The sequence below is a fragment of the Nitrosomonas sp. Nm84 genome, assembly GCF_003201565.1.
GTDB lineage: Bacteria > Pseudomonadota > Gammaproteobacteria > Burkholderiales > Nitrosomonadaceae > Nitrosomonas.
Genome location: NZ_QJJP01000004.1, coordinates 90,362 through 116,341, shown reverse-complemented (window position 1 = coordinate 116,341; position 25,980 = coordinate 90,362). Strand labels below are relative to the sequence as shown.

Annotated in this window: 19 protein-coding genes and 1 riboswitch; of the genes, 16 read left to right on the top strand and 3 right to left on the bottom strand. The window is 48.2% G+C overall.

Annotated features, from left to right (window positions below):
* Positions 1 to 222: 222 nt before the first annotated feature.
* The 14 genes from C8R34_RS03660 (at position 223) to C8R34_RS03595 (ending at position 18,560) form a co-directional block, all read left to right on the top strand.
* Positions 223 to 4,011 (top strand): S-layer family protein, encoded by a 3,789-nt coding sequence (locus tag C8R34_RS03660; protein ID WP_110337953.1) that lies wholly within the window; start codon positions 223 to 225, stop codon positions 4,009 to 4,011.
* Between the two features lie 135 nt (positions 4,012 to 4,146).
* The gene (locus C8R34_RS03655; protein WP_110337951.1) at positions 4,147 to 4,602 is read left to right on the top strand and encodes an EVE domain-containing protein; all 456 of its coding nucleotides are present in this window, start codon (positions 4,147 to 4,149) and stop codon (positions 4,600 to 4,602) included.
* 51 nt (positions 4,603 to 4,653) lie between these two features.
* Entirely contained in the window at positions 4,654 to 5,451 is a 798-nt protein-coding gene (locus tag C8R34_RS03650; RefSeq protein ID WP_110337949.1) for a sulfite exporter TauE/SafE family protein, read from the top strand.
* A 36-nt stretch (positions 5,452 to 5,487) separates the two neighbouring features.
* Positions 5,488 to 6,339 (top strand): carotenoid biosynthesis protein, encoded by an 852-nt coding sequence (locus tag C8R34_RS03645; protein ID WP_110337947.1) that lies wholly within the window; start codon positions 5,488 to 5,490, stop codon positions 6,337 to 6,339.
* Positions 6,340 to 6,773: 434 nt separating this feature from the next.
* A complete protein-coding gene (locus C8R34_RS03640; protein WP_110337945.1) occupies positions 6,774 to 7,856 on the top strand; it encodes a molybdopterin-guanine dinucleotide biosynthesis protein MobB in 1,083 nt (360 codons plus the stop codon).
* Positions 7,857 to 7,903: 47 nt separating this feature from the next.
* Positions 7,904 to 9,616 (top strand): ABC transporter ATP-binding protein, encoded by a 1,713-nt coding sequence (locus C8R34_RS03635; RefSeq protein ID WP_110337943.1) that lies wholly within the window; start codon positions 7,904 to 7,906, stop codon positions 9,614 to 9,616.
* 50 nt (positions 9,617 to 9,666) lie between these two features.
* Complete coding sequence (locus C8R34_RS03630) at positions 9,667 to 10,479, top strand: hypothetical protein (protein ID WP_258364339.1); 813 nt, start codon at positions 9,667 to 9,669, stop codon at positions 10,477 to 10,479.
* 111 nt (positions 10,480 to 10,590) lie between these two features.
* Entirely contained in the window at positions 10,591 to 11,931 is a 1,341-nt protein-coding gene (locus C8R34_RS03625) for an OprO/OprP family phosphate-selective porin (protein ID WP_110337941.1), read from the top strand.
* A gap of 430 nt (positions 11,932 to 12,361) precedes the next feature.
* Positions 12,362 to 12,463, top strand: a riboswitch (glycine riboswitch).
* Between the two features lie 48 nt (positions 12,464 to 12,511).
* A complete protein-coding gene (gene gcvT, locus C8R34_RS03620; RefSeq protein ID WP_110337940.1) occupies positions 12,512 to 13,603 on the top strand; it encodes a glycine cleavage system aminomethyltransferase GcvT in 1,092 nt (363 codons plus the stop codon).
* Positions 13,604 to 13,645: 42 nt separating this feature from the next.
* Positions 13,646 to 14,035 (top strand): glycine cleavage system protein GcvH, encoded by a 390-nt coding sequence (gene gcvH, locus C8R34_RS03615; RefSeq protein ID WP_110337938.1) that lies wholly within the window; start codon positions 13,646 to 13,648, stop codon positions 14,033 to 14,035.
* A gap of 74 nt (positions 14,036 to 14,109) precedes the next feature.
* Entirely contained in the window at positions 14,110 to 15,462 is a 1,353-nt protein-coding gene (gene gcvPA / locus C8R34_RS03610) for an aminomethyl-transferring glycine dehydrogenase subunit GcvPA (protein ID WP_110337936.1), read from the top strand.
* A 60-nt stretch (positions 15,463 to 15,522) separates the two neighbouring features.
* Positions 15,523 to 16,017 carry a thiol peroxidase gene (tpx, locus tag C8R34_RS03605; protein ID WP_181415472.1) on the top strand — a complete coding sequence of 165 codons (495 nt, stop codon included), beginning with the start codon at positions 15,523 to 15,525 and terminating at the stop codon, positions 16,015 to 16,017.
* A 27-nt stretch (positions 16,018 to 16,044) separates the two neighbouring features.
* Positions 16,045 to 17,496 carry an aminomethyl-transferring glycine dehydrogenase subunit GcvPB gene (gene gcvPB / locus C8R34_RS03600; protein WP_110337932.1) on the top strand — a complete coding sequence of 484 codons (1,452 nt, stop codon included), beginning with the start codon at positions 16,045 to 16,047 and terminating at the stop codon, positions 17,494 to 17,496.
* A 128-nt stretch (positions 17,497 to 17,624) separates the two neighbouring features.
* Positions 17,625 to 18,560, top strand: coding sequence for a carbohydrate kinase family protein (locus C8R34_RS03595; RefSeq protein WP_110337930.1), 936 nt, complete (start codon positions 17,625 to 17,627; stop codon positions 18,558 to 18,560).
* 242 nt (positions 18,561 to 18,802) lie between these two features.
* On the opposite strand, the gene C8R34_RS03590 is transcribed toward C8R34_RS03595, so the two are convergent.
* Together C8R34_RS03590 and C8R34_RS03585 are read right to left on the bottom strand one after the other, a co-directional pair.
* The gene (locus C8R34_RS03590; RefSeq protein ID WP_132467057.1) at positions 18,803 to 19,036 is read right to left on the bottom strand and encodes a hypothetical protein; all 234 of its coding nucleotides are present in this window, start codon (positions 19,034 to 19,036) and stop codon (positions 18,803 to 18,805) included.
* Positions 19,037 to 19,148: 112 nt separating this feature from the next.
* Positions 19,149 to 20,000: an endonuclease/exonuclease/phosphatase family protein gene (locus C8R34_RS03585; RefSeq protein ID WP_110337926.1), complete on the bottom strand. Its 852-nt coding sequence runs from the start codon at positions 19,998 to 20,000 to the stop codon at positions 19,149 to 19,151.
* Between the two features lie 236 nt (positions 20,001 to 20,236).
* On the opposite strand from C8R34_RS03585, the gene C8R34_RS03580 reads away from it, so the two are divergent.
* Together C8R34_RS03580 and C8R34_RS03575 are read left to right on the top strand one after the other, a co-directional pair.
* Positions 20,237 to 20,962: a DUF547 domain-containing protein gene (locus tag C8R34_RS03580; protein WP_110337924.1), complete on the top strand. Its 726-nt coding sequence runs from the start codon at positions 20,237 to 20,239 to the stop codon at positions 20,960 to 20,962.
* Positions 20,963 to 21,159: 197 nt separating this feature from the next.
* Positions 21,160 to 21,864: an MIP/aquaporin family protein gene (locus tag C8R34_RS03575; protein WP_110337922.1), complete on the top strand. Its 705-nt coding sequence runs from the start codon at positions 21,160 to 21,162 to the stop codon at positions 21,862 to 21,864.
* A gap of 290 nt (positions 21,865 to 22,154) precedes the next feature.
* Here the strand turns inward: C8R34_RS03575 and hrpA are convergent, their stop codons facing one another.
* Positions 22,155 to 25,919, bottom strand: a complete 3,765-nt coding sequence (hrpA, locus tag C8R34_RS03570) for an ATP-dependent RNA helicase HrpA (protein ID WP_110337920.1) — start codon at positions 25,917 to 25,919, stop codon at positions 22,155 to 22,157.
* Between the last annotated feature and the right edge of the window lie 61 nt (positions 25,920 to 25,980).

The window sequence follows — 25,980 nt, the reverse complement described above, 5'->3', positions numbered from 1 at the left end:
GTTCCTCCTCCATTTCATCCATCCATTCTATAAAACCTGGGACTCCATGAAAATCAGCATACCTCAGATTGAGCTGCAATCGCTTTTTTCTTAAGAGAAACAATTAACTTCTACAATACCGTGAAACCGCATAAGAGTTTGAATAATGCTACTCTCTATGAAATACTCAACACTTATTTCAATCAACTTATCTGTAAACACCTCTGAGATTTCTTACACACCATGACGACTACCACTTTCGATACCGGAGCATTCATCGATAATGTCAGCGTACTTGCAGCCACCTACAGCGGATGGACATTCGGCTCCAGTAATAGCATCAATATCGCCAACGCCGACGTCATCCATTGGTCCGTACCGCTGAATCAATCCGGCGGACGGTCGATTCTGCTCAATTACGACGGTACTCACTTCGCTGACAATTTTTATTTCAAATCTTCGGACGGTTCCGATTTCCAGTTGAATTCATTCAATCTCGACAATGGTATGAATGGCAACACGGCAACGGTGACGATTTCCGGTTACCGCGACGGCACCCTGGTTGTCTCCGGTGTAGGTCTCGATCTAAGTTACAGCCATTCCGTCGACAATATCACCTATACCAAGCTTAGCGGTTCTGGTCCTGTTTATAGCGGCCAGTTGAGTTTCAGTTCAGCCTTCAACAATATCGACGAAATCCGCCTGACATCCGGCTTTTCGACACAACTGTCCATCGACAATATCGATATTTCCCCCGTCCCGTCGCTGATCACCTCGGCTACGTATGACGCCAGTGCCAATGCACTGGTCGTCACCGGCGTCAATATGGTAGACACTGCCGGTGCAGCTAACGATATCGATGTTTCCAAACTGACGCTAACCGGGCAAAGTGGCGCAACCTATACACTCACGTCGCCGAATGTCGAACTCACTTCCGCCACGCAATTCACCGTTGCACTGAATGCCATCGATCAGATCAATATCGCAGGCTTGTTGAATAATAATGGCACGTTATCGGTCAGTGGCGACACTTACAATATCGCTGCGGCAATTGGCTGGGATCCGGCAGTAAGCGGCAACTCCGACCTTACCGGCAACGACGTTACCGTCAGTAACGTGCAAACGCCCACGATTGCTTCCGCCGTGTACAACGTCAGCACCGGCACGCTCACCGTGACCGGCTCGCATCTGGTCAAAGCCAGCGGTGCGGCCAACGATATCAATGCTTCGCGATTGACCTTCACCGGTGAAGGCGGCTCGACCTATACGCTGACCGACACCAGCAATGTCGAGATTACTTCCGGTACGGCATTTACCATCACGCTGAGCGCTACCGACAAAGCTGCCATCAACCAGATCGTCAATAAAAACGGTGCATCCTCAACCGATGGCACCACCTACAATTTGGCTGCGGCGGATGACTGGAATACGAACATCGCCAACGCCAATATTGCCGATATAACTGGTAACGCAATCACCGTCAGCAATGTGGCTGTGCCCACGATCACATCAGCCATGTACGACGCCAGCAGCGGTGCATTGGTGGTCACTGGAACCGGTTTTCTGCAAGCCAGCGGTGCTGCCAACGATATCGTTGCCCCCAAGTTCACCTTCACCGGCGAAGGCGGCGGTACCTACACACTCACCGATTCCGCCAATGTCGAGATTGCTTCCGGCACGGCATTTACCATCACGCTGAGTACTGCCGACAAAGACGCCGTCAACCAGATCGTCAACAAAAATGGCACATCCGCAACGAGCGGCACTACGTATAACCTGACCGCGGCGGAAGACTGGGCGGCCGGTGCGGACAGCGCCGTCGTCATCGCCGATACCACCGGTAATGGCATCACGGTTTCGAATGTTGTAGCACCGGCCATCACATCGGCCACGTACGACGCCAGCAACGGCGCATTGGTGGTCACTGGAACCGGTTTTCTGCAAGCCAGCGGCGCTGCCAACGATATCGATACCTCCAAACTGACACTCACCGGGCAGGGCGGCGCAACCTATACACTGACGTCGCCGGATGTCGAGATTACTTCCGGCACGGCATTTACCATCACGCTGAATGCTACCGACAAAACTGCGGTCAATCATCTGCTGAACAAGGCCGGTACGGCTTCCAGCGATGCGACAGCTTACAACCTGGCCGCTGCTGAAGATTGGGCAAGAGGTGCCGACGCTGCCGTTACGATCGCTGACACCAGCGGCAACGGCATTACCGTATCGAACCCCGCTACTCCAGGCGGCGGTGGTAGCCACACTAACGTAATCATCGACGGCGCAGCCGCTACGATGACCACGCAACCGGACGGTACTGTCGTCATCGTCGTTTCGACTATTCAATCTTCCCGGCAGGATGATCCTGCTTCGTTGTTCCGCGATCGTGCGGATATTCCGGTAGCCAAAGACGCAAAAGGCAATTCCTTGCTGACAGTCAGCCTGCCAACCGGTACCGGACTGACGGCCGCGGAACGGCCGCAGGCTGCCAGTCCGACACAGGCCGAAACAAGCGTGATTGCCGTGCTGACACAAATCGGCGGTTTGAGCAGTGACACCGCCAATGGCTTGACTACGGCAGCAAGAGCGTTTTTGGCACAACTGCCGAACAGTAATCCGATCAACATTCAAACCGTTACACCGAATGTTTCAGATAGCCATCCACCAGCGTTGCCGATTATTATCAGCAGCCCGGCAGTTGCGAGCGCAACCAACGACATGCTGGTGATTGATGCCCGTCAACTGCCTACTGGCACTGTTATTCAAATGGATAATGTCCCCTTCGCACTGGTTGTCGGCGCTGCCCAGATTGCCGGCGGCAGCGGACAGAATTTCGTCGCAGGCGACGATCAGAATCAATTCATCGTGCTCGGCGCTGATGATGATACCTTGTTCGGTGGCAGCGGCAATGACACTGTCGGTAGTTTGGGTGGCAACGATCGAGTCTCCGGCGATGCGGGCAACGATATTGTTTATGGTGGCGCCGGTAACGATGTCTTGAGCAGCGGTAGTGGGAATGATCAGCTCAATGGCGGCTTTGGTTTCGATAGTGCCGTTCAAGCGGGACAGTTATCCGATTACCGGGTTGATGTGCATGGCAACACAGTCTCGCTGACGCAGCAGGCGAATGGCGAAACCGATATCCTGACCGATGTCGAATTAGTCCAGTTTGCCAGCGGCTCGAGTTTGGCAATTGCCTATTCTGAAGCTGAAGCGGTTGCGCATCATCTGGTCAGAACCTGGCTGGGGCGCGACTTGACGGCTGCGGAAGGAGATGCAGTGCAAAACTTGGCAGGCGCAACAGCGGCGGATGTTTTAGCGATCTTCCGCAGCTTGCCGGAAACAGTCAAACTGAGCTTGCAGGACAAAACCAGCAGTGAGCTGCTATCCGGCTGGGATACCGACCCAACAATTATCCGCATCGACGCCACGCGCTATTTTACCGGTGGCGCTGAAAACGATCGGGGCTATTTGCCATTGGGATTGGCTCTGAATGCAGATGGCGGCGCAGGCCTGGATATTTTACAGATGCCAGGTGGCCGCGACGATGTGCACCTGGAGTTTTCCGGCGATCGCCTGGAACTGACGCAACTCAGCGACGGCGCCATATTCAGCCTGAAAAACGCCGAAATGATTGCATTCGACAACCATGAAACCGTGGTAATCGCGCATGATCAGATAGAAGCTGTTTTAGCTCGTTTAGTACATGGTTTTTTTGATCGTGACGCCAACCTGGACGAATGGCACGCTGGACTAAATGCATTAGCGGATAAGGTAAGTTATGATGCGATTTTGGACTGGTTTCAACAGCGTGCCGATCTGGATGGCCTGTCTAATGTGGATTATGTACAAACTATTTACAATAGGACGCTGGGGCATGATGCCACGAGTGATGAATTGAGTTTGCAACTATTCCGGTTGGAAAGTAGCCAAGTAAGCCGTGAGTGGCTCACCGTCGAGATTGCGCAAAGTTCCGAAGCGGAATCCCACTTGATCGGCAGCGTCATGATGCACGAAGGATGGATATAACGATAACGCGTTCAGCCCGCTCGCTCCAATCAGAGAAAATTGTTTTCTACATGCAGCAGGAAAATCTGCCCCTCAAATTAGCAATCGTCGAGGTTTTCTTCAGGGGAAACCCATTAGGAATAAGATGGAACTAATATGCGTTACTGGCTCATGAAATCGGAACCCTATGAATTCAGCATCGATGATTTTGCAGCACTACCCAATCAAGCGATTGCGTGGGAAGGTGTGCGCAATTATCAATCGCGCAATTTTATGCGCAATCAAATGACCATTGGCGATCAGGTTTTTTTCTATCACTCGTGTTGTAAGGATCCCGGCATTATGGGCATCGCAACGGTCAGCAAACCCGCTTATCCGGATGCTACGCAATTCAATCCCAACAATAAGTATTTTGACCCTAAAGCGACGCTCAACAATCCACGCTGGTTCAATGTTGAAATCACTCTGGTGCAAAAAACCCGCCTCATTGCAATCAGGGAACTCAGGCAATACCCGGAGCTGCAAAAAATGCGGGTGTTACAGACAGGCAATCGTTTATCAATCACCCCGGTTGATCCGGCAGAATGGCAATTCATAATGGCTATTCTGTAATGCAAAACTAGGTATTTTTGTTTTCCCTTCAATCTTATAAGGTCCAATTAAATGGAATGGTGGCTGATTTATCTGCTTACGGGTGCATTTGTAGGTTTTTTTGCTGGCTTACTGGGCATTGGCGGCGGGCTCATCATCGTGCCCGTGTTGATTTCTATATTCACAGCGCAAGGTTTCCCGGCCGACCGCGTCATCCACTTGGCATTGGGCACCACGATGGCCACCATCATATTCACTTCAGCCGCTAGCTTGCGCACGCATCATCGACACCATGCCGTAGATTGGCAGATTGTTAAAAATATCACGCTCGGGATTTTTGTGGGTACTTTCGGTGGCGCCGCTTTGGCAAGTTCGATGACAGGTCAGTTATTAAGCATCATTTTTGTCATTTTTATTTTTTATGCCGCCACGCAAATGTTGCTACAATTCCGCCCCAGCCCTATTTTTCAGCTGCCAGGAAAAATCGGTATGTTTCTTGTCGGTAGCATCATCGGTACACTTTCCAGCTTGGTTGCCATTGGCGGCGGATTATTGTCGGTGCCGTTTTTAACACTGTGCAATGTGAAGCTTCAGCATGCCATCGGCACCGCGGCAGCCATCGGTTTCCCCATTGCACTGGCTGGCACGGTGGGCTATATCGCTAACGGCTATCTACAATCCGAGACACTACCGGAACATAGTCTGGGTTATGTATATTTGCCGGCATTGGTCTGGCTGGTACTAGCCAGTATGCTAACAGCGCCGCTGGGTGCAAAGCTTACGCATTCCACCAAGACCGCCATTTTAAGAACAATTTTTGTGGTGCTGTTATACGGCCTAGGCATCAGGATGCTCATGAGCCTAATATGAATTCACCTGAAACCACTCGACGCAGAAGACTTATTCATGCTTGATATCGCTTTCGACACCATTGTGATGCGTCCCTATGTATTCACTTTTTTTGCGGCATTTCTACTAATCTGTGTGCCGCATGTCGGCTGGCGCAAGACCCTTATTTTCACCGTCGCCGCATACCTGATCGCTTTCATATCGGAGAAACTCTCCATTTCCACCGGCTTTCCCTATGGCTGGTATTACTACCTAGACAGCACAAGCCACCGAGAACTGTGGATCTGGGGAGTGCCTTTCTTCGATTCACTCTCTTATGTCTTCCTAACTTACTGCAGTTACACCACGGCGTTATTCATCCTATCCCCCCTAGCAACACGCAGTCTTGATCTAATTACATTGGAAACCCGTGCCATCCGGTATTCATGGGCTGCTCTGGTACTAGGAGCCTTTTTACAGACCTTTCTAGACATCATCATCGATCCAGTAGCACTGCAGGGCAATCGCTGGTTTCTCGGGCAGATATATGGCTATCACGAGCCAGGATTACATTTTGGTGTACCGATCTCAAACTACGTTGGTTGGTTGTTAACCAGTTTTGCGCTGGTAGCCGTGTTCCAGCAGATAGACCGCAGACGCGAAGAAAAGACGCCGTACGGAATATTTGCGCTACCGTTCCGCTCGCTGCTGGGGCCGATGCTCTATCTGTCGGTACTTATCTTCAACTGGGTGGTAGCACTCTGGATTGGTGAGAATCTGATCGCACTAACCGGCATTTTTATTTTTACGCTGCCAATTCTTATGGTAACAATTCTGGCTATTGCACGAGTGAATCGCTATCGTGAAGAAGAATTGCAGGAACATTTGAAAGATTATCCCTGGTCGCCTTTCAATAGGCTTAAAGAGTGAACGTTCACGCTGTTCAAAGCGCATAGCTTTTCACCACTATCCCGCTAATTTCCTCAATAGAATCCTCTGAATATCCTGTGAGCGATTAAGGTTAGGCGGATTTCCTCGCAACCAAGCCATCAGATTACGTTTTTCAAATTAATTGAGCTGTAGTAACCGCAAGATCTTCTGCTGAGGTCGGTTGCAATTCCATTTCCAGCATTTTACAGAAACGCCGGATTCCATCTTTTTCAGTCTACCTCATCTAACTTACTAAGCAAGTATATAAAGTCTGAGCTTGTAACGATTTGTTGCAGTAGTACAAATAGAAATTATTAAGAATTTGAACCTTTTCTAGTTTTAACTGGATCAACGCCACATGGAAAAGAAAAATAATCATATAGATCGATCAATTAATATCCTATCGTCTAGGATTTATTACTAAAGGGAGCAAAATGAACAAATCGCTTATTAGCCAAGAACGTCTTATTAAAGCGAAAGTAGCTTATACGTCACGCAATTTAAGACTGGAATCGGTGAGAGCTTTGTTGGAAGGAGACGATGTTATTCCTAATCCCGGAGACATGGTATTGGCCAAGATAACAAAGATAGGTCAGCACAGCGGGCTAGAACTGGCACACGGCCGACGCTCTGCTTTGTTTGTTGGTGATGAAATAATCGTGTGCTATGGTAATCGCTATGCTCCTGATCAGTTTGAAGCGCAAGTACCTAGGGATTTGGGAGCTTGTGATCTAGTGGCATCGGGGGGTATTGCATCGCTCATGAATCACCGCCATGCCAGTATCAAAGCGCCAACCACTATTCAACCCATTGGTTTGCTAGCGGATAGCAATAATCGGCGTATCAATTTAAAAGACACTGCACTATCTAAATTGGCTAGTTTGCATTCCCACCCGTATACTGTTGGAGTCGTTGGCACATCAATGAATGCCGGCAAAACAACCACTGCAGCAACACTGATTCGTGGCTTGACCAATGCAGGATATGCTGTGGGCGCTGCTAAGGTAACTGGAACCGGGTCAGGTCGGGATACTTGGTTGATGACAGATGCCGGATCAAAATTAACTTTAGATTTTACCCATGCAGGCTTTCCATCGACTTACTTGATTGCACCTGAGCAAGTTGATGCGATTATCGAGACGCTTGTAGCGCATTTGAATGTAGCCAGAGTGGATGTAATCGTTATTGAGGTAGCTGATGGCTTATTTCAACGTGAAACAGCCGCTTTGCTTAACTCCAAAATATTTGCAAAAACTGTCGACAGCATTATCTTTGCTGCTGGTGATGCAATGGGTGCAGTAGCAGGCGCAGAACTATTAGAACGCAAGAAGCTACCAATAACTGCAATCAGCGGCCGATTGACGGCTTCTCCTTTGGCGGCGGCTGAAACCGCAAACGCTACTGGGTTACCCGTTTTAGATAAGGCTACTCTCAGTTCCCCAGCGATAGTGGATATATTGCAAATCCCCTTACAGAAAATGATATCTGCACAAGCTCAATTGGCAAATAGAGCTTAATACATTAATCATTCCTTTGAATATTCAATGCTATTGATAAAGACAACATGACTATTCCGTCGATCCTTCATGGTCATCGCCGAATTTTGTTCGTACGCCTGGTCGTCAATGGGTTAGCTCAAGCCGCATTGGCAATTGGCACTGCTTGGCTAGTAAAAGGAATTTTTGATGATTTTCTAACTTCGGATCATCCAATATTCAGCATGTATGTGGTATGGCTCATCATTGGATTTGTAGTGACAGCTGGCTGCATTAGCTGGCTGCGCATGGTGGAACGCATTGACGCTGAGCGTATGGGTCAGCATTATGCCTCTGAGGTACGCATTCTCTTATACGACTGCCTCAGTTTCCTAACTCCTCGAACACTACAAAAACGTAGTCGAGGCGGTGTATCACTGCGATTTGTCGGCGACATGACGTCACTGCGCCGTTGGATCAGCATGGGGCTAGCACGTGTCACAGTCGCGGGAGTTTCAACTATCGCGGCATTACTAATATTGAGTATTATTAATTGGCAACTTACACTAACTGTTACCGTATCGTTAGTGTTAGGTACATGGTTAACCTATTTATTTGGTAAGCGCATGCGCGCTGCTGCAATAGAATCACGGCGCCGATTATCTAATTTGGCAGCGAATGTCAATGAAAAAGTAACCAGCATCGCGGTCGTACAAGTTTTTGGTCAAGTTGACCGTGAGCGTGAACATATCGTGCGTCAAGGTAAGTATTTACATGATTCAATGGTTGCACGTGCGCAGGTTGCCGGACAAATTCTCGGCATTACTGAGTTCTCTGTTGCCATGATATCGGCAACAACCTTACTGGCAGGTGTATTTGCTGTAACTGCTGGAACCGCTAGCGTAGGCGCGGTGATTGCGGCCATTAGTATTGTCGGTATCTTATTGCCGCCTTTGCGAGATTTAGGGCGTGTGCAAGAATACTGGCATGGCGCTTGTATTGCACGGGAAAGGATTAAGGAATTTTTAGATAGCCCTTCATTGGTCGCACAAAATTCAAATGCTCCTGATCTGATTGTAGGCCCAGGTCGATTGGAGTTTGATTCTGTCAGCGTAACAGGAGGGTTAAATCAATTAAGTGGTGTCGTTGACCCAGGCACCGTGGTAGCCATCGTGGGACCCAATGGTGCCGGCAAATCAACACTCTTGCTATTAGCTGCACGACTGATTGATCCTCAGGAAGGAAGAATACTACTGGATGGACAAAACTTAGCGGAACACAGCCTGGATTCAGTGCGTCATGCCATTGGGATGGCAGGGCCTGATCTACCATTATTGCGTGGCACAATCGAAAGGAATTTGCGTTATCGCTGGCGCAAGGCACCCAATAAAGAAGTCGCCAGAGTACGTAAATTATGCGGTATAAACGAATTGTTAGCGCAATTTCCAGAAGGAGAAAAAACCCGCGTGACGGAAGGCGGTTTGAGTCTGTCGGTAGGCCAACGCCAACGTATTGCTTTGGCACGTGCTTTGCTGGGTAATCCGGCATTACTGCTGCTCGATGAAGCCGATGCCAATCTTGACAAACAAGCCAGTAAAGTCATTGATCGCATACTCACAGAACATCATGGCACGGTATTAATGGTAACGCACCAATTAAACCATATTATGGCTGCCGATGTGGTGTGGTATCTTGAAGCAGGACGCTTGTTGGAAGTCGGTCCACCTGCTGAGCTGTTGGCTGGAAATGGGCCAACTGCGCGATTCTTTGGCACCAATAAATCGATAGCAATTTGCAGTTGATTATTTGGATCTTGGCACTCATGATATTCCAAGCGATTCCCGTAAGCGCAATGGATATTACACCCCGTTCCAAGCCACTAGAACGAGGTACGGTATTGCAGCGTACTTTGCGAGTCGATTTACATCAAAAGTACTATTTGTATATTCCTCGCAGTGGCGGAAACAATGCAAAAATTTTTATTACAGTTCATGGAATCTCCCGCAATGTTTCCGAACATGCTAAGAAATTTGCTGATTATGCTGAAGAATTTGGCGTTGTACTGATTGCCCCCTATTTTCCCAGCGATCGCTTTCCTGATTATCAGCGATTGGGACGCAAGGGCAAGCGCGCTGATAAAGTGCTAAATGAAATTGTATCTGAAGTCGCGCAGCTTACAGGAGCCAATGCAAAAAAACTCTACTTGTTTGGTTATTCTGGCGGCGCACAGTTTGTACATCGCTATATGCTCGCTTATCCAAACCATGTGGCAAAAATTGTATTAGGAGCGCCAGGCTGGTATACCCTTCCTAATCCAGCACTGGCATTCCCGATTGGAATACAACAATCGCAAAGCCTACCGCAAGTGCAGTTTAATCCCGCTCAATTCTTGCATATTCCTGCCTGTGTATTAGTAGGAGAAAAAGATAATCAGCGCGACGCGGAGCTCAACAAATCAGCAAAAATTGACAAATTACAAGGCAAAACCCGGATCGAACGCGGCCGGCATTGGGTCGAAGAAATGACTTACCAAGCCCGAGCAAAAGGTTTGTCGACAACCTATGCTTTTCACCTGCTACCAGATTCACCGCATTCATTTTCCATTAGCATGAAACGCGGTGGCATGGGAGAAAAGACATTTGATTTTCTATTTTCTGAGGGATGATCGAATGTCATTTATTTTCCGCAACACATCAAGTTGGCTTAACTAAAGCCAAATCTGCAATTGGGTAGTAACAAAAAGCCAAACCAAGCCGTGCTCCTATCGTGTATTCAAATGAAAGTATTCTGGTTAAAGATTGTACTATGTGCAACGATTTGCAGCTTTTTTATCAATACTGCGGCTTATGCACAAGAAGATATTCCTGACAGATCACAAAAGTCCACTATAAAAAAATCTTCCAAAGACAAAAAAAGACAAAAAAGAAAATCCGGTTTTTTCTATGGAAATGCAGGCTCAGGGCTCAGGTGGAATAAAGGCGAAAGTGAAATACGGCTGAGTGGTTTTATACAAGCTGATACTCGCACATATTTTGAAGATTCAGCCGAATTTGGCAAAGATAACTTCTTGCTTAGGCGAATACAACCATCACTCGAGGTTGAATTCAATAAGACTTATAGTCTTTACATCATGTCAAACTTTACGTCGACCCCAGGAATTCTGGACGTATATTTGGAGGGTAATTTCACCAAGCCGTTTAACGTCCGTGTGGGTAAGTTTAAACCTCCATTCGGCTTGGAGCGCTTGCAATCAGCTACTGCATTAGCCTTCAATGAACGTGCTTTTCCTACGAACTTGGCACCCAATCGTGAAGTTGGTGCACAAATTTTTGGGAATCTTCTTGGGGATACGACTGAATACCAAATTGGGTTATTTAGTGGCGCTATCGACAATAGCTCTGGATTACGCGGCAATGTCATTTATGCCAACCACAGCGGTATCGATTTTGTAGCACGCATATTTTCCCATCCCCTCAAGCATAGCAATGCTGAATTTTTGCAAGGTCTCGGGTTGGGAGTTGCTTATAGTTATGGAACCCAGCAAGGCAGTGCGCAACCGGGTGGTCATAATTTGCCAGCCTTTATTTCTCCCGGTCAGCAGCTGATTGCTTCTTATGTATCAGGCGCTTTTGCAGATGGCAGTCGTGAGAGAATCGGCCCACAGCTTTACTATCATTATGGCCCGTTTGGCATACTCGGCGAATATACCGTTTCCCAACAGAATATTAAGATCGGGACGGCAACGGATAAAGTCACCAATGATGCTGCACAAGTTCAGTTATCATGGGTGCTATTCAATGGCGATGCTTCTTTTCGTAGGATAAGGCCAAATAATCCACTGACACTTGAGAACATTAGTGCCTTGGGTGCTGTGCAGCTAGTAACACGTTACTCGGAGCTAAATTTAGATTCTAATGCATTTGCGCATGGTTTACTTAATCCGGATCAATCTGTTAAAAAAGCACAGGATTTCGGTATAGGCATTAACTGGTATCTTAATCGCAATGTTAAATTCCAATTAGATTACAATCAAACTCATTTCACCAACGGCGCCAATGGCGGAACTGATCGACCAGAGGAGAGAGTTTTATTTTCACGTATGCAAGTCGCATTTTGACTGCCTGTTTTGTGACAAAAACGACTTCAGCAGACTAACAGGCCGTTGAAAAACGTTTTCGAGGCAGCCGATACAAGGCAAAAACAGGCGAGAAAGCGCAGTTTACGCGTAATAAATGAGCATTCTGAGCTTGTTTTTAACACCGTAGCGGCAACGCAGATAGTTTTTCAACGGCCTGCTAAAGTAATTATCTCATTTTTTCGAATAACCACAGACAGCCGGAGCATTAGAGCTTCAAACAACTTGCAGCCAGCCAGAAAATTTAGCTGAATAACTTGTATAAATCGCTGTTACTAAGGTATAGTTCGCACTCTGCCATATAAGTCCAAGCAGGAGAGTGCGCTGAATGTTTAAGCGCCGCCGAAGGCGTAACCCCCCCGGAATCGCTCAGGCACGGTCAAGCCAAACTTGTTCCCTAAGAACCGCTTGTGACAGGCAATCTGGAGAGTGCCGAGAAATTTTTTTGGCCACCGAAGGGGCACACAGATGCTAATCTGTAAATCTCTCAGGTAAAAAGGACAGAGGGGCGTGAAGTCATTTGAAATAAAATGGCTTTTTTTTATTTTCGGGAGAATAATCCGTGCTGAAAATGACACCCCTTAATCAAACCCACCGTGACATGAATGCCAAAATGGTGGATTTCGGTGGCTGGGATATGCCACTGCATTACGGTTCGCAGTTGGACGAACACCATAAAGTACGCCAAGATGCCGGCATGTTTGATGTATCTCACATGCTTCCGGTCGATATCAAAGGTGACAATGTACGCGACTTTTTGCGTCGTTTGGTTGCCAACAACGTTGATAAATTGACACTTCCCGGCAAAGCACTGTACTCCTGCATGCTGACTCCACAGGGCGGCATCATTGATGACCTGATTATCTACTTTCTGTCTGAAACTTGGTTTCGCATCGTCGTGAATGCTGGCACGGCCGACAAAGATGTGGCCTGGATGTTGAAACAGCGTGATGCGTTCGCGCCCCATCTGGAAATTACCCCGCGACGTGATCTTGCCATGATTGCCATACAAGGCCCCAATGCTCGTGCCAAGGTTTGGCAGGTCATTCCGGGTTCTCAATCTACAACAGAAGAATTAAAGTTGTTTCAATCCACTGTAGTGAATCAATATTTCATTGCACGCACGGGCTATACTGGCGAAGATGGTTTTGAAATCATCCTCCCTGCCGCCGATGCACCAGCATTCTGGCAAGCATTACATACAGCTGGCGTTGCGCCTGCCGGATTAGGCGCCCGTGACACGTTACGCCTGGAAGCAGGTATGAATTTGTACGGCCAGGACATGGATGAAACCAAGAATCCACTGGAATCCGGTCTGGCTTGGACGGTCGACTTGAAAAGTGAACGAGATTTCATTGGCAAACAGGCATTATTAGATGCATCTGTGACGCAACAGCTCATAGGTTTGGTGTTGATCGATCGCGGTGTGCTGCGCAGCCATCAGCAAGTCGTCAGCCAGCAGAATGGCGTAGAATATCAAGGTGAAATAACCAGTGGCGGATTTTCACCGACCATGAACCAATCTATTGCCTTGGCACGCTTATCGGTACAGATAGCCGTCGGCGATGAGGTCGATGTGCTGGTGCGCGATAAGAAATTACGCGCCAAAGTGGTAAAATATCCGTTCGTGCGTAACGGAAAAACATTGGTTTAATTCAAAGCTGCAACAAAATATTAATTTAATCTGGAGTGAAAAATGAGTGTTCCAACAAATTTAAAATATAGCAAATCCCATGAATGGGTAAAACCTGAGGCCGATGGCACGGTAACTGTTGGGATTACCCATCATGCACAGGAATTGCTCGGTGATATGGTATTTATCGAGCTCCCTGAAGTTGGACGCACACTTAAACAAAAGGAAGAATGCGCTGTCGCTGAATCTGTCAAGGCAGCTGCTGATGTGTATTCTCCGATTTCTGGCGTAGTAACCGCCGTCAACTCTCCATTAGTCGATGAACCAGGAAAAATTAATGAAGATGCTTATTCTTCTTGGTTGTTTAAATTAAAACCGAGCAATGCTGCTGAATTAGATGGATTACTCGATGCCGCAGCCTATACCAAATTAGTTGAAAACGAAGATCACTAAAATCATATATCATATTTGCGTTAAGACTTCGATTTAACCATCTACTTTAATACTTTAAGTTTTTAAAATAAATCATGCCGTTTATTCCACATACCCAAGAAGATATCGCCGAAATGCTCGCCAGCATTGGCGCAAAGACTATTGAAGAGCTTTTTGATGAGATTCCCAAAGATTTGATCAGTGGCGAGTTAACGGGCGTTCCGCCCGGACTCAGCGAAATGGAAATAACCCGACTGATGATGGAGCGTGCCGGACAAGATGGGCTTTATCAAAATTTCATAGGCGCAGGCGCCTATGAACATCACATCCCTGCAGCAGTATGGCAAATCACTACGCGCGGTGAATTTTATTCTTCTTATACACCGTATCAAGCGGAGGCCAGCCAAGGAACCTTGCAGCTATTGTATGAATACCAAACCATGATGGCTTCGCTGACCGGTATGGATGTGTCAAATGCCAGCATGTATGACGGCGCGACTGCGTTGGCAGAAGCTGCGCTGATGGCTGTTCGTTCGCACAAGACATCGCGGCGCATCTTGATTCCGCAAACCGTGCATCCAATCTACCGACAAGTCGTTCGTGCGATTGTCAGCAATCAAAAAATTGAAGTGGTCGAATTGCCATTTTGCACCGATTGTGGGCAAATTCTACCGGAATCCCTCGCAAATTCAGTACACGAGGAATTCGCCGCATTGGTCATTCCACAACCCAACTTCTTTGGTGTGTTGGAACAAGTAGACGCATTGACCGACTGGGCGCACAGCAAAAATGCTCTTGCCATCGGTGTCGTCAATCCAACCGCACTCGCCTTACTGACTCCACCGGGCGAATGGGGTAGCAAAGGTGCCGATATTGCTGTCGGTGAAGGTCAACCATTGGGCATTCCGCTTTCCAGCGGTGGCCCCTACTTTGGCTTTATGGCCTGTAAAAATGAGTTAGTCCGCCAAATGCCCGGACGTATCATCGGCCGCACTACCGATCTGGATAACAAAGAAGGCTTTGTGCTGACATTACAGGCACGCGAACAACATATCCGCCGTTCCAAAGCTACCTCCAATATTTGTACCAATCAAGGATTAATGGTAACCGCCGCCACTATTTACATGTCCTTGGTAGGACCGGAAGGCCTGCGCCGGATTGCGGCACAATCGCATGCCAACACATTGGAACTGGTTGAGCAATTGGAAAAAATAAATGGTGTAAAAAGAACATTCACCGGACCAATATTCCACGAAGCCGCACTAACCTTGCCCGTACCGGTCGCAAAAATATTATCTCAATTAAAACAAAAAGGCATACTCGGCGGACTCGATTTACAAGGATATTATCCTGAATTGGGTAACACATTATTGGTCTGTGCCACAGAAACCAAGACTGCCGCTGACTTACAGAATTATGCTGCAGCCTTAAAACAAGCACTCAGTTGATACTCATTCGGAACGTATTATTTTTCAATTTTAATATTTGTAGTTATTAAGGAAAAAATTATGGTTACTCTTAAAGGAAATCCTATCAAAATTGAAGGCACTTTTCCCAAAGTCGGACAGAAATCGCCTCCCTTCTCTCTTGTCAATAGAGATCTGCAAGATGTCACGCTGGCTAACTACGCCGGTAAAAAGAAAGTACTAAACATCGTTCCGAGCCTGGATACGCCGGTATGCGCGATCTCGACACGCAAGTTTAATCAACAAGCCAGTAATATGGATAATACCGTCGTGCTGATCATTGCTGCTGATTTACCTTTTGCCATGAGTCGCTTCTGCGATGCCGAAAGTCTGGATAAGGTAATTACGCTGTCAACCATGCGTGGCGCCAATTTCATGAAGGACTATGGAGTTTTCATCGCAGACAGCCCATTTGCCGGCATCACGGCACGCGCGGTGATTGTTTTGGATGAATCTGACACCATTATTCATGCTGAACTGGTTCCGGAAATCGCCGACGAACCAAATTATGAAGCCGCCTTGGCTGCCTTAAAATAAATTAACGCTTTATCCATACCATACATCATGCTGATATTTGAACACTCGCGCCCAGGGCGTCGTAATTATTCTCAGTCACCGGCAACACCGGCCAGTAAGTCGAAGATCCCACAAAACTTGCTGCGCAAATCGCCAGTGCTTCTGCCGGAAGTCTCTGAGATGGACACGGTACGTCACTACACCCGTTTATCACAGAAGAATTTCTCCATTGACACCGAATTCTATCCATTGGGTTCGTGTACGATGAAATACAACCCCCGCGCGTGTAACTCATTGGCCATGTTGCCGCAGTATCTGTCCCGGCACCCCCTCGCACCGGAAGATACGGGACAAGGTTTTCTAGCCTGCATGTATGAATTACAGGAAACACTAAAAGCTGTCACCGGCATGGCCGGTGTCAGTCTGACGCCAATGGCCGGCGCACAAGGTGAATTGATCGGTGTAATGATGATTCGCGCGTATCACGAATCGCGCGGCGATTTTGCTCGTACCGAAATCATTGTGCCGGACGCAGCGCATGGCACTAACCCGGCTACTGCTGTGATGTGCGGCTTCAAAGTGGTGGAAATCGCTACCGACAAAGAAGGCAATGTGGATCTGGATGCACTGAAGGCTGCGGTTGGGCCGCAAACAGCCGGACTGATGTTGACCAATCCTTCCACATTAGGCGTATTTGAGAAGAATGTCGCTGAAATGAGTCGTGTCGTGCATCAAGTCGGCGGATTGCTGTATTACGATGGTGCTAATCTGAATGCCGTACTGGGTAAAGTAAAACCGGGTGATATGGGATTTGACGTGATTCACATCAATCTGCATAAAACCTTCTCCACGCCGCATGGCGGCGGTGGACCCGGCTCTGCACCCGTAGGCGTAGCCGAGCGTTTATTACCGTTTATGCCCATTCCGATTGTCGCCAAGGAAGGTAATGCCTATCGCTGGATTACTGAAAAAGACAAGCCTCAATCGATCGGACGCTTATCCGCTCACATGGGGAATGCTGGCGTTCTACTGCGTGCGTATATCTATATTCGCTTGCTAGGCATGCACGGCATGCACCGCATTTCCGAATTTGCCACACTGAATGCCAATTATCTGATGGCCGAGCTCAGTAAAGCAGGTTTTGAGATTGCCTACCCTACCCGCCGCGCCAGCCATGAATTTATTGTCACCATGAAAGATATTAAAGATAAAACTGGCGTCACTGCGATGAACTTGGCCAAACGGCTGCTGGATAAAGGCTATCACGCCCCCACCACGTACTTCCCGATGCTGGTACCTGAATGCTTATTGATCGAACCGGCAGAAACGGAATCCAAGGAAACGCTGGATGCGTTTGTCAAATCGATGAAAGAAATTCTACAGGAAATCGAACTGCAGCCAGATATGGTAAAAGGTGCACCGCACACCATGCCGGTGCGTAAGCTGGATGATGTTAAAGCAGCGCGCGAATTAGATTTGGCCTGGAAACCTAGCGCCTAAAAGCAGAATCATTGCATTTCATTCTCAGCATCACGGCAGGAAAACACAGATTTATCGAATCATTAGAATTTCTGTGAAGCCTGCCGTAGCTGTTCGTCCCATCTAATCATCACTATCTATCAAAAACTATGCGCACACTGATTTGTGGTTCGATCGCTTACGATAATATTATGGTTTTCCCAGATTATTTTAAGAATCACATCCTGCCGGATAAGATTCACGTACTGAATGTCGCGTTCCTGGTTCCTGAAATGCGCCGTGAATTCGGTGGATGCGCGGGTAATATCGCCTATAATTTGAAAATGCTCGGTGGCGAACCTGTGATGATGGCTACTGTCGGTGACGACTATGCACCCTACGCCGCACGGTTTGAACAATTGCACCTGACCCAAAGTCATGTGCAGCACGTTCCGGATACATTCACTGCGCAAGCATTCATCACTACCGATTTGGATGACAATCAAATCACCGCTTTTCATCCCGGCGCGATGAATTTTTCGCACCTGAATTCCGTGCCGGATGCCAACGATATTCGGCTAGGCATTATCGCGCCGGATGGACGTGACGGCATGATGCAGCACGCCCGCGAATTTCACGCAGCCGGCATTCCGTTTGTTTTTGATCCAGGACAAGGTTTGCCGATGTATAACGGTGAAGAACTATTGGACTTCATCGACAAAGCAGACTACATCGCTGTCAACGACTATGAAGGTCAGATGCTGCAAGACCGTACAGGACACAATCTTGAGTCCCTGGCAAATAAAGCCAAAGCGCTGATCATCACATTGGGGGCACAAGGTTCCGTCATCTATGCCAATGGCAAACAATTCGACATCCCCTGCATCAAGCCCCGCGAAATCATTGATCCTACCGGTTGCGGCGATGCCTATCGCGCTGGCTTATTGTACGGTATCGTCAATAACCTGGACTGGCAAACGACAGGACAACTCGGTTCACTGATGGGTGCCCTGAAAATCGCCCAACGCGGCGGGCAGAATCATCAATTTACCCGTGATGAAATTGGCCAATACTATTTTGAGAATTTTGGTGCTCGTATTTTTTAAAGGAATACTGCGCCTACGAAAGGACAATTTCCCCTACCGAAAAACTGTGGCTTAGATGTTGATCTCAATCACTAACTAACAGACCGTTGAAAAACTCTCTCTGCGTTGCCACCGTGGTATCAAAAACAGGCAAAAATGCTCATTAATCGGAAATGAATGCGCTTTTTTTATCCGTTTCTGCCTTGCAGCAATTGCGCCTCGAATACGTTTTTCAACGACCTGTTAATCACACCCTGTCAATCCTACTTTTTCATTTCCTCAGTGACTGCTTCCACGCCTTTCTGAATTTCCTTGGAAGCGTCTTTGACAGCATCACTCACATCTTCCGCAGCATCGCGAACTTTCTCGTTCGGTCTGCGATCCAGCGCGTCATTGACTTTATCCACCACTTTGTCAGTAGCAGTGGTTGGTTTTTGTTCACAGGCGGTCAATATCGCCAGTAGTAATGCGCCCATAATAAAATAATGTAATTTCATGTAACTTTCGTTCCCTTGAGTTCTAATGGTTGAAACGCGCAGTATATCAATTATGATTATGAGAATGCATCCATTGGATATCTGCAGAGCAACCAACTCCTTCAGATATCCATCACCCAAGCTCAACCCATACCGGTTGGTGGTCGGAAGCTTTCGTCGCGACATCAATGCCATACGCTTTGAGATGATGCACCAATCCATCAGTGATAAAAATAAAATCGAAGCACTCAGGCTGATCAACGAAATCCACCGGATGAATGCCCACAGTTGGCGTATGCGGTGTAGCGGGATGCAATACCGACCAGGCATCCTGAAAACTCGGCGTGCCATCGCCGCCGAAAGGCGCGAGAATTTGCGCACGCTCAGTCGCTGTTGCTGGGAAATTCAAATCACCGCACAAGAACGCTTCCGCCGGCCTCGGAAAAACTTCAAAAGTCCCCCCTTGTTCTTCAGTCAGAAATTTTCGTTGCGACATGGCCCAGACTTCACCATGCAAGCGACGAATCGCATCAATCTGAATTTCACGCTGACGCTGCGAGTAATACTCAAGATGCGTGGTCATCACGCGCACCGCACCGATATCCGTCGTTATGACAGCCTCCACCAGCATCCGCTGCATACTGGGCACTGCCAATTCCGCTTGCCAGGGCAGCAAATGCCGCCACACCTGGCCAACCGGGAAGCGGGTAAAAATAGCATTGCCAAACAGACTTCGACCGCCCCTCCTTGCCGGCACATCCGTAGCCACACCATAAATCGGCGTGTAGCCGGGCAATCCAGCCGATAATTCAGCCATTTGATCTTCACCTTTGCTGTCTGGCAAACCGGAAAAATTAACCGCGACTTCCTGCAGGCAAATCACATCGAAATCACCTAATTGACGAATGGTCTGCAGAATACGCGAAAGATCGACTCGCCCGTCCATGCCCCTTCCCCATTGGATATTCCAGCTTAACAATTTCATAGCTTTTTCCTTTTTCACACTTCCCTGATACGATGGACAATCTTCACTACCTATAAGTTTAGGTGACGCTATGCATGACCCCGTGCTACATTTCCAACCACGAATAAAGGCGCACACTATTGATACTTAAACGATTATTACTAATAATAGTATTACTGTGCATCACTTCGCATACCGCTTCGGCAGCTCGATTCGATCACACGATATGGGATGAGTTGCTGCGGGAGCATGTTCATATGATGAATCAAGGACAAGTCAGTCGGGTCTATTACATTGGGTTTGCGTCGTATCACGGTCAGTTGATAAAGTATTTGGACCAACTCTCAAAAGTCCAGAAAAGTGATTTCTTAGATTGGGATAAATCCGAACAGCTGGCTTTTTTAATCAACGCATACAACGCGTCGACTGTAGAAATGATGCTGCGCAGTTATGCTTCGATCGCTACCCTGAGAGCCTACGCGCCGGTTACACTGTCATGGAAATATCGTTTAATTTCCATGCTGAAGAACCAGCGGAAAATAAATTTTATCTCGCTATTTGGAGAATTCCTTTCATTGGATGATCTTGAAAAAGACCTGATCCGCAAACCGAGAAATTATGACGAACCGCGCATTCATTTTGCGCTTAATCGCGCATCTATCGACTGTCCGGCGCTACGTAATCGCGCATATACCGGCATAGAACTGGAACAACAATTGGAAGCAGCGACACGCGCTTTTCTGTCGGATCGATCACGCAACCGGTATAACGAAGAAACCGAGAAACTCGAAGTGTCTGAAATCTTCGATTGGTATGCCGAAGATTTCGAGCGCGGCTGGCGAGGCTGGTCCAGCCTGTCGCAATTCTTTGCACATTATCGCGATAGCCTAGCCGATACCTCACGCGCAAAAGAATTACTCATCATCGAAAATTTAGACATTAAATTTCTGGAATTTAACTGGATGCTTAACGAAAAACGATAATTCAAGAAGCTGCCGCCAGCAAAGCAATCATTTCCAATGCTCATATTATTCAAATATATCTTATACCTATTTTATGTAATAATCATTTTTCCTTCTGAGTGGCTGGAAAATTTCAATAGCACAATCAATACATTAATTTTCCTTGCTGATCCTGAAGTAGATTTTCCGAAGTTCAACCTAATTGTAAGGTGATAGCGATGAGTCCTTTTCTTGGTGAATTGATTGGTACTTTTATTTTAGTGTTATTGGGCAATGGCGTCGTTGCCAACGTGGTGCTGAATAAATCCAAAGGTAATAATGCCGGATGGTTAACGATTGCAGCCGGTTGGGGCATTGCGCTTTTCGTGGCGGTTTATGCCGTAGCCGCTTCCAGCGGCGCACATTTGAATCCTGCGGTCAGTATCGGCCTCGCTGCTGCAGGCAAGTTCGCGTGGAACGATGTGCCGATTTATGCGCTCGGGCAAATGCTGGGCGCTATGTTGGGCGCACTGATGGTATGGATTACCTATCGCCAGCATTTTGATGCAACGACCGATCCCGATATGCAATTGGCGGCATTTTGTACCGGCCCAGCTATCCGCAGCCCCTTCAATAATATAATTACCGAGGCAGTCGGCACATTCATGCTGGTATTCGGCGTAATGATGATGGTTTCACCACAGGCGAGCCTGGGCTCATTGGATGCATTACCGGCCGCATTGCTACTGTTTGGTATCGGCCTGTCATTAGGTGGGCCCACCGGCTTTGCCGTCAACCCTGCTCGTGATCTGGGGCCGCGCATCATGCACGCGATTCTCCCGATGACCAACAAACGCGACAGCGATTGGGGCTATGCCATGGTACCGGTAGTGGGCGGTTTTATCGGCGGATTGGTTGCCGCGGTGGTTTATTCGGCGCTGTGAAATTTTGTTGATTTACATTTAACAGGCCGTTGAAAAACTATCTGCGTTGCCGCTACGGTGCTAAAAACAAGCTCAAAATGCTCATTTATTACGCATAAACTGCGCTTTCTCGCCTGTTTTTTGCCTTGTATGGCTGCCTCGAAAACGTTTTTCAACGGCTTGTTAATGCGGAACAGGAGCTTTGGTTCCTGTTTCTTTATCAGGTAAGAAGCGTAGTTTCTGCATAATCAACGCACATTTTGAGCCTGTTTTTTAACATGGCAGATCGCGTTTTTCAGTGGCCTGTCAAATCAGGCCCGCACACTCTCCCATAGTTTCTGTAATCGTTTAACCGATACCGGATGCGGGGTTTTTAATTCCTGTGCGAACAGCGATACGCGCAATTCTTCGATCTGCCAGCGAAATTCGCTGATATTGTCATCAATCAATCCAATCTTTTGGTGTTTTTCTCGGCGCTGACAATATTGCTGCCAAAGCATGGCGATTTCCAGGCTGTTTTGCGCATCACGCTCAGGATTGTTGGAGAATTTTTCCAGGCGCAGCGACATGCCTTTCACATAGCGTGGAATTTGCTGTAGTCTTTGCCAAGCGGTTTGACTGAGAAAACCAGGATAAATAAGATTTTCAAGCTGATTACTGACTTCAGTTTTTACCCTGTCGATACGAAATGTTGTTAATCGCCCCATCAGGATTTGATATTCGCTGCCTATCTGCTGCAGCAAGCCGGCCAGCGCTGTGGCGACTTCTGGCAGGCGACCTTTAGCCCGCTGACTCTGTGCAACAAATTCGGATTCACTTCGCGGTAAAGGATCATCCGCCAACAATGCGCGATCGATGATGGCATCCAACATATCCTGTTTCAAATCGCCCGGATTCATTCGGGTTGTCAGTTGCATGGTCGCTTGTTTGAGTCCCGGCAGATTCTTCTCCAGTTGTTTGAGTTGGTCTTTCAGCGCCAGACACAGCAATCGCCTGATACCCAAGCGCATTGTGCTGTCTGCCGCCGCGGATGTATCAAATAAGCGAATAGCGACACTGTCGGTCTGATCGACCAGTGCGGGATAACCTGTCAGTTGCTGATTATTGCGCTGGAATGTCACGGTTACGGGTAAATCGCCGAAATCCCATTGCGTGATGTGATCGCGTTCAATACCGATTTTGTCGCTCCCGGCATCCCGTTTGACAAAGGTCATTTGCGCGGCCTTTCCCAATTGTAGTTGTAATTCGGTCAGATCACGGCTCATCGCCAGTTCCTGCCCGGCGTCATCGACGACTTGAATGTTCATGCGCAGATGAACCGGCATGTCTTGGATGTTCCAAGTTTCCGGCGCAACCGACAGCGTGGTTTTGCGTAAAATGAATTGCGCCAAAGCATCTTGTAATGACACCGGCTGCAAAGCGTTCGCTTGCCGTTCCAGAAACGCCGTGACCGATTCCGGCAATGGCACCAGCATGCGACGGATCTGCTTGGGGAGCGCCTTAAAATACCAGGTGACCTTATCGCGAATCAGGCCGGGCACCAGATAATCCAATTGTCGGGTATCCAACCGGTTGAGCAACGGCAGCGGCGCGCACACGGTCACACCATCCAACGCGTGACCGGGATCAAACCGGTAAGTCAACGGCAGTACGCTGTCGTCCGGCAATGTCATGGTCTCCGGAAACTGCACTTCAGTAATATGTCCGGCCGCATGGCGCATCAGCAACTCGCGCTGCAGATAAAGCACCTGCGGATTCTGCTGCTCGGCTAATTTGCGCCACTTCTCAAACCCCGCGCCGTTGATGATTTTTTGCGGAATGATGGCATCATAGAAGGCAAAAATTTCCTGCTCGTCGACCAGTACGTCCTGGCGCCGCGCTTTATGTTCCAGTTCCTCGATGTCATGAATCAATGCCTGATTGTGCACAAAGAACGGCGCATCCGTCACGTACTCGCCGGCAATCAGCGCCGAACGGATGAAAATCTCGCGCGATTCTTCAGGATTGATGGTGCCGTAATGAACCGTGCGCTTGGGAACAATCATCAAGCCATACAACGTGACGCGCTCAAACACCATCACTTGCGCCTGTTTCTTTTCCCAATGCGGATCAAAATGATGCTTCTTGCATAAATTCCCGGCAATTCTCTCCAGCCAAATCGGATCAATTCGAGCCACACAACGTGCATACAATTTGCTGGTTTCAACCAATTCCGCCGCAACCACCCATTTCGTTTTACCCTTTTTCAGAGTTGAACCGGGAAAAATGGCGAATTTGATACCGCGGGCGCCCAGATATTCGCCCTCTTTCTCAGTTTTAAATCCGATATTGCCCAGCAATCCTGCCAGCAACGCACGATGGATCTCATCATAACCGGCCGGAATTTCATTCGGTTTGAACCCCAATTCACTCATCAGCACGTGCAGTTGACCATGAATTTCACGCCATTCTCGCAACCGCCGATACGACAGAAAGTGCTCACGGCAATGCGCGATCAGCTTGCGGGTAGATTTTTTATGCTTGAGCAATTCATCAAAAAAGTCCCATAATTTCAAGTAAGACAGAAAATCCGAGTGTTCATCGACAAAGCGCAGGTGTGCGCGATCAGCCGCGGCTTGATGCTCAAACGGCCGGTCACGCGGATCTTGCAAACTCAGCGCAGCCGCAATAATCAGCACTTCATGCAGGCAGTTTTCATGTTTTGCCGCCAAAATCATGCGGGAAATTTTGGGATCGATTGGAAATTTCGCCAAGCGCCAGCCAATTGCAGTCAGTTGCCGGTTGTCATCGACCGCCCCAAGTTCCGCCAGCAATTGATAGCCGTCGGCAATCATCCGTGGCGACGGCGGTTCCAGGAACGGGAAACTTTCCACATCGCCGATTTTCAGCGACTTCATGCGTAAAATGACAGCTGCCAATGAAGATCTCAGGATTTCCGGATCGGTAAATTCAGGCCGCCCCTGATAATCCTGCTCTGCATACAGGCGCATACAAACGCCATTGGCAATGCGGCCGCAACGCCCTGCCCTTTGATTGGCCGATGCACGAGAAATCTTCTCCACCAGCAATTGTTCAACCTTGTTACGATAACTGTAACGATTGACGCGCGCCCAGCCGGTATCAATGACGTAATGAATGCCCGGCACGGTCAGTGACGTTTCAGCAACATTGGTGGACAATACGATGCGGCGCGTACTGCCGGGTTGGAATATGCGTTCCTGCTCAGTAAACGATAGGCGTGCAAACAGTGGCAATATCTCCACCCCGGATAATCCTGGACGCAAGCGGTCGAAATGGTGCTTGCGCAAGGTTTCAGCGGTTTCCCGGATTTCGCGCTCGCCGGGTAAAAAAATCAGAATATCTCCCGGACCGAATGCAATCAATTCATCGACCGCGTTGACAATGGCCTGTTGCATATCGCCATCTTCTTCGTCATCGGCAACCAACGGACGGTAACAGATTTCTACCGGATAAAGTCTTCCGGTCACTTCAATCACCGGCGCATCATTGAAATGCCGGGAAAAGCGCTGCGCATCGATGGTGGCGGAAGTCACAATTAACTTGAGGTCAGGCCGTTTCGGCAATAACTGGCTGATATAACCGAGCAGAAAATCGATATTCAGACTGCGTTCATGCGCCTCGTCGATAATCAGTGTGTCATAAGCCCATAACAGCGGATCACCCTGTGTTTCCGCCAGCAAAATACCATCGGTCATCAGTTTGATATAGCCGTCAGAACTGATTTTGTCGGAAAAACGGATTTTGTAGCCGACTGCCTGCCCCAGCGGACTTTTCAGCTCATCCGCAATGCGCGCGGCAACCGTGCGGGCCGCGATACGGCGCGGTTGCGTATGCCCGATCATACCGGCCACACCGCGCTTGAGTTCCAGGCAAATTTTGGGAATTTGCGTGGTTTTGCCGGACCCCGTCTCGCCACAGATGATGACCACCTGATGATTTTCTATCGCACGCTTGATTTCGTCCCGTCTGGCATGCACGGGCAAGTCTTCCGCATACGTTGGATTGGGAAGATTGGTAAGCCGTCTTGTGATGACATCGGGAGAAAATTTTTTCATAGAAATATCAGTTGCATGTCTGGATCAGTTAACAGCCTGACGATCAAGCAGTTTTTAGCGG

What these genes read in the sequence shown, in the direction of transcription:
- gcvH (WP_110337938.1), top strand. Translation starts at nt 13,646, where the DNA reads ATGAGTGTTCCAACAAATTTAAAATATAGCAAATCCCATGAATGGGTA.
- gcvPA (WP_110337936.1), top strand. Translation starts at nt 14,110, where the DNA reads ATGCCGTTTATTCCACATACCCAAGAAGATATCGCCGAAATGCTCGCC.
- C8R34_RS03575 (WP_110337922.1), top strand. Translation starts at nt 21,160, where the DNA reads ATGAGTCCTTTTCTTGGTGAATTGATTGGTACTTTTATTTTAGTGTTA.
- C8R34_RS03595 (WP_110337930.1), top strand. Translation starts at nt 17,625, where the DNA reads ATGCGCACACTGATTTGTGGTTCGATCGCTTACGATAATATTATGGTT.
- C8R34_RS03655 (WP_110337951.1), top strand. Translation starts at nt 4,147, where the DNA reads ATGCGTTACTGGCTCATGAAATCGGAACCCTATGAATTCAGCATCGAT.
- C8R34_RS03590 (WP_132467057.1), bottom strand. Translation starts at nt 19,036, where the DNA reads ATGAAATTACATTATTTTATTATGGGCGCATTACTACTGGCGATATTG.
- C8R34_RS03580 (WP_110337924.1), top strand. Translation starts at nt 20,237, where the DNA reads ATGATGAATCAAGGACAAGTCAGTCGGGTCTATTACATTGGGTTTGCG.
- C8R34_RS03650 (WP_110337949.1), top strand. Translation starts at nt 4,654, where the DNA reads ATGGAATGGTGGCTGATTTATCTGCTTACGGGTGCATTTGTAGGTTTT.
- tpx (WP_181415472.1), top strand. Translation starts at nt 15,523, where the DNA reads ATGGTTACTCTTAAAGGAAATCCTATCAAAATTGAAGGCACTTTTCCC.
- gcvPB (WP_110337932.1), top strand. Translation starts at nt 16,045, where the DNA reads ATGCTGATATTTGAACACTCGCGCCCAGGGCGTCGTAATTATTCTCAG.
- C8R34_RS03585 (WP_110337926.1), bottom strand. Translation starts at nt 20,000, where the DNA reads ATGAAATTGTTAAGCTGGAATATCCAATGGGGAAGGGGCATGGACGGG.
- C8R34_RS03645 (WP_110337947.1), top strand. Translation starts at nt 5,488, where the DNA reads ATGCTTGATATCGCTTTCGACACCATTGTGATGCGTCCCTATGTATTC.
- C8R34_RS03625 (WP_110337941.1), top strand. Translation starts at nt 10,591, where the DNA reads ATGAAAGTATTCTGGTTAAAGATTGTACTATGTGCAACGATTTGCAGC.
- C8R34_RS03640 (WP_110337945.1), top strand. Translation starts at nt 6,774, where the DNA reads ATGAACAAATCGCTTATTAGCCAAGAACGTCTTATTAAAGCGAAAGTA.
- C8R34_RS03660 (WP_110337953.1), top strand. Translation starts at nt 223, where the DNA reads ATGACGACTACCACTTTCGATACCGGAGCATTCATCGATAATGTCAGC.
- C8R34_RS03635 (WP_110337943.1), top strand. Translation starts at nt 7,904, where the DNA reads ATGACTATTCCGTCGATCCTTCATGGTCATCGCCGAATTTTGTTCGTA.
- C8R34_RS03630 (WP_258364339.1), top strand. Translation starts at nt 9,667, where the DNA reads ATGGATATTACACCCCGTTCCAAGCCACTAGAACGAGGTACGGTATTG.
- hrpA (WP_110337920.1), bottom strand. Translation starts at nt 25,919, where the DNA reads ATGAAAAAATTTTCTCCCGATGTCATCACAAGACGGCTTACCAATCTT.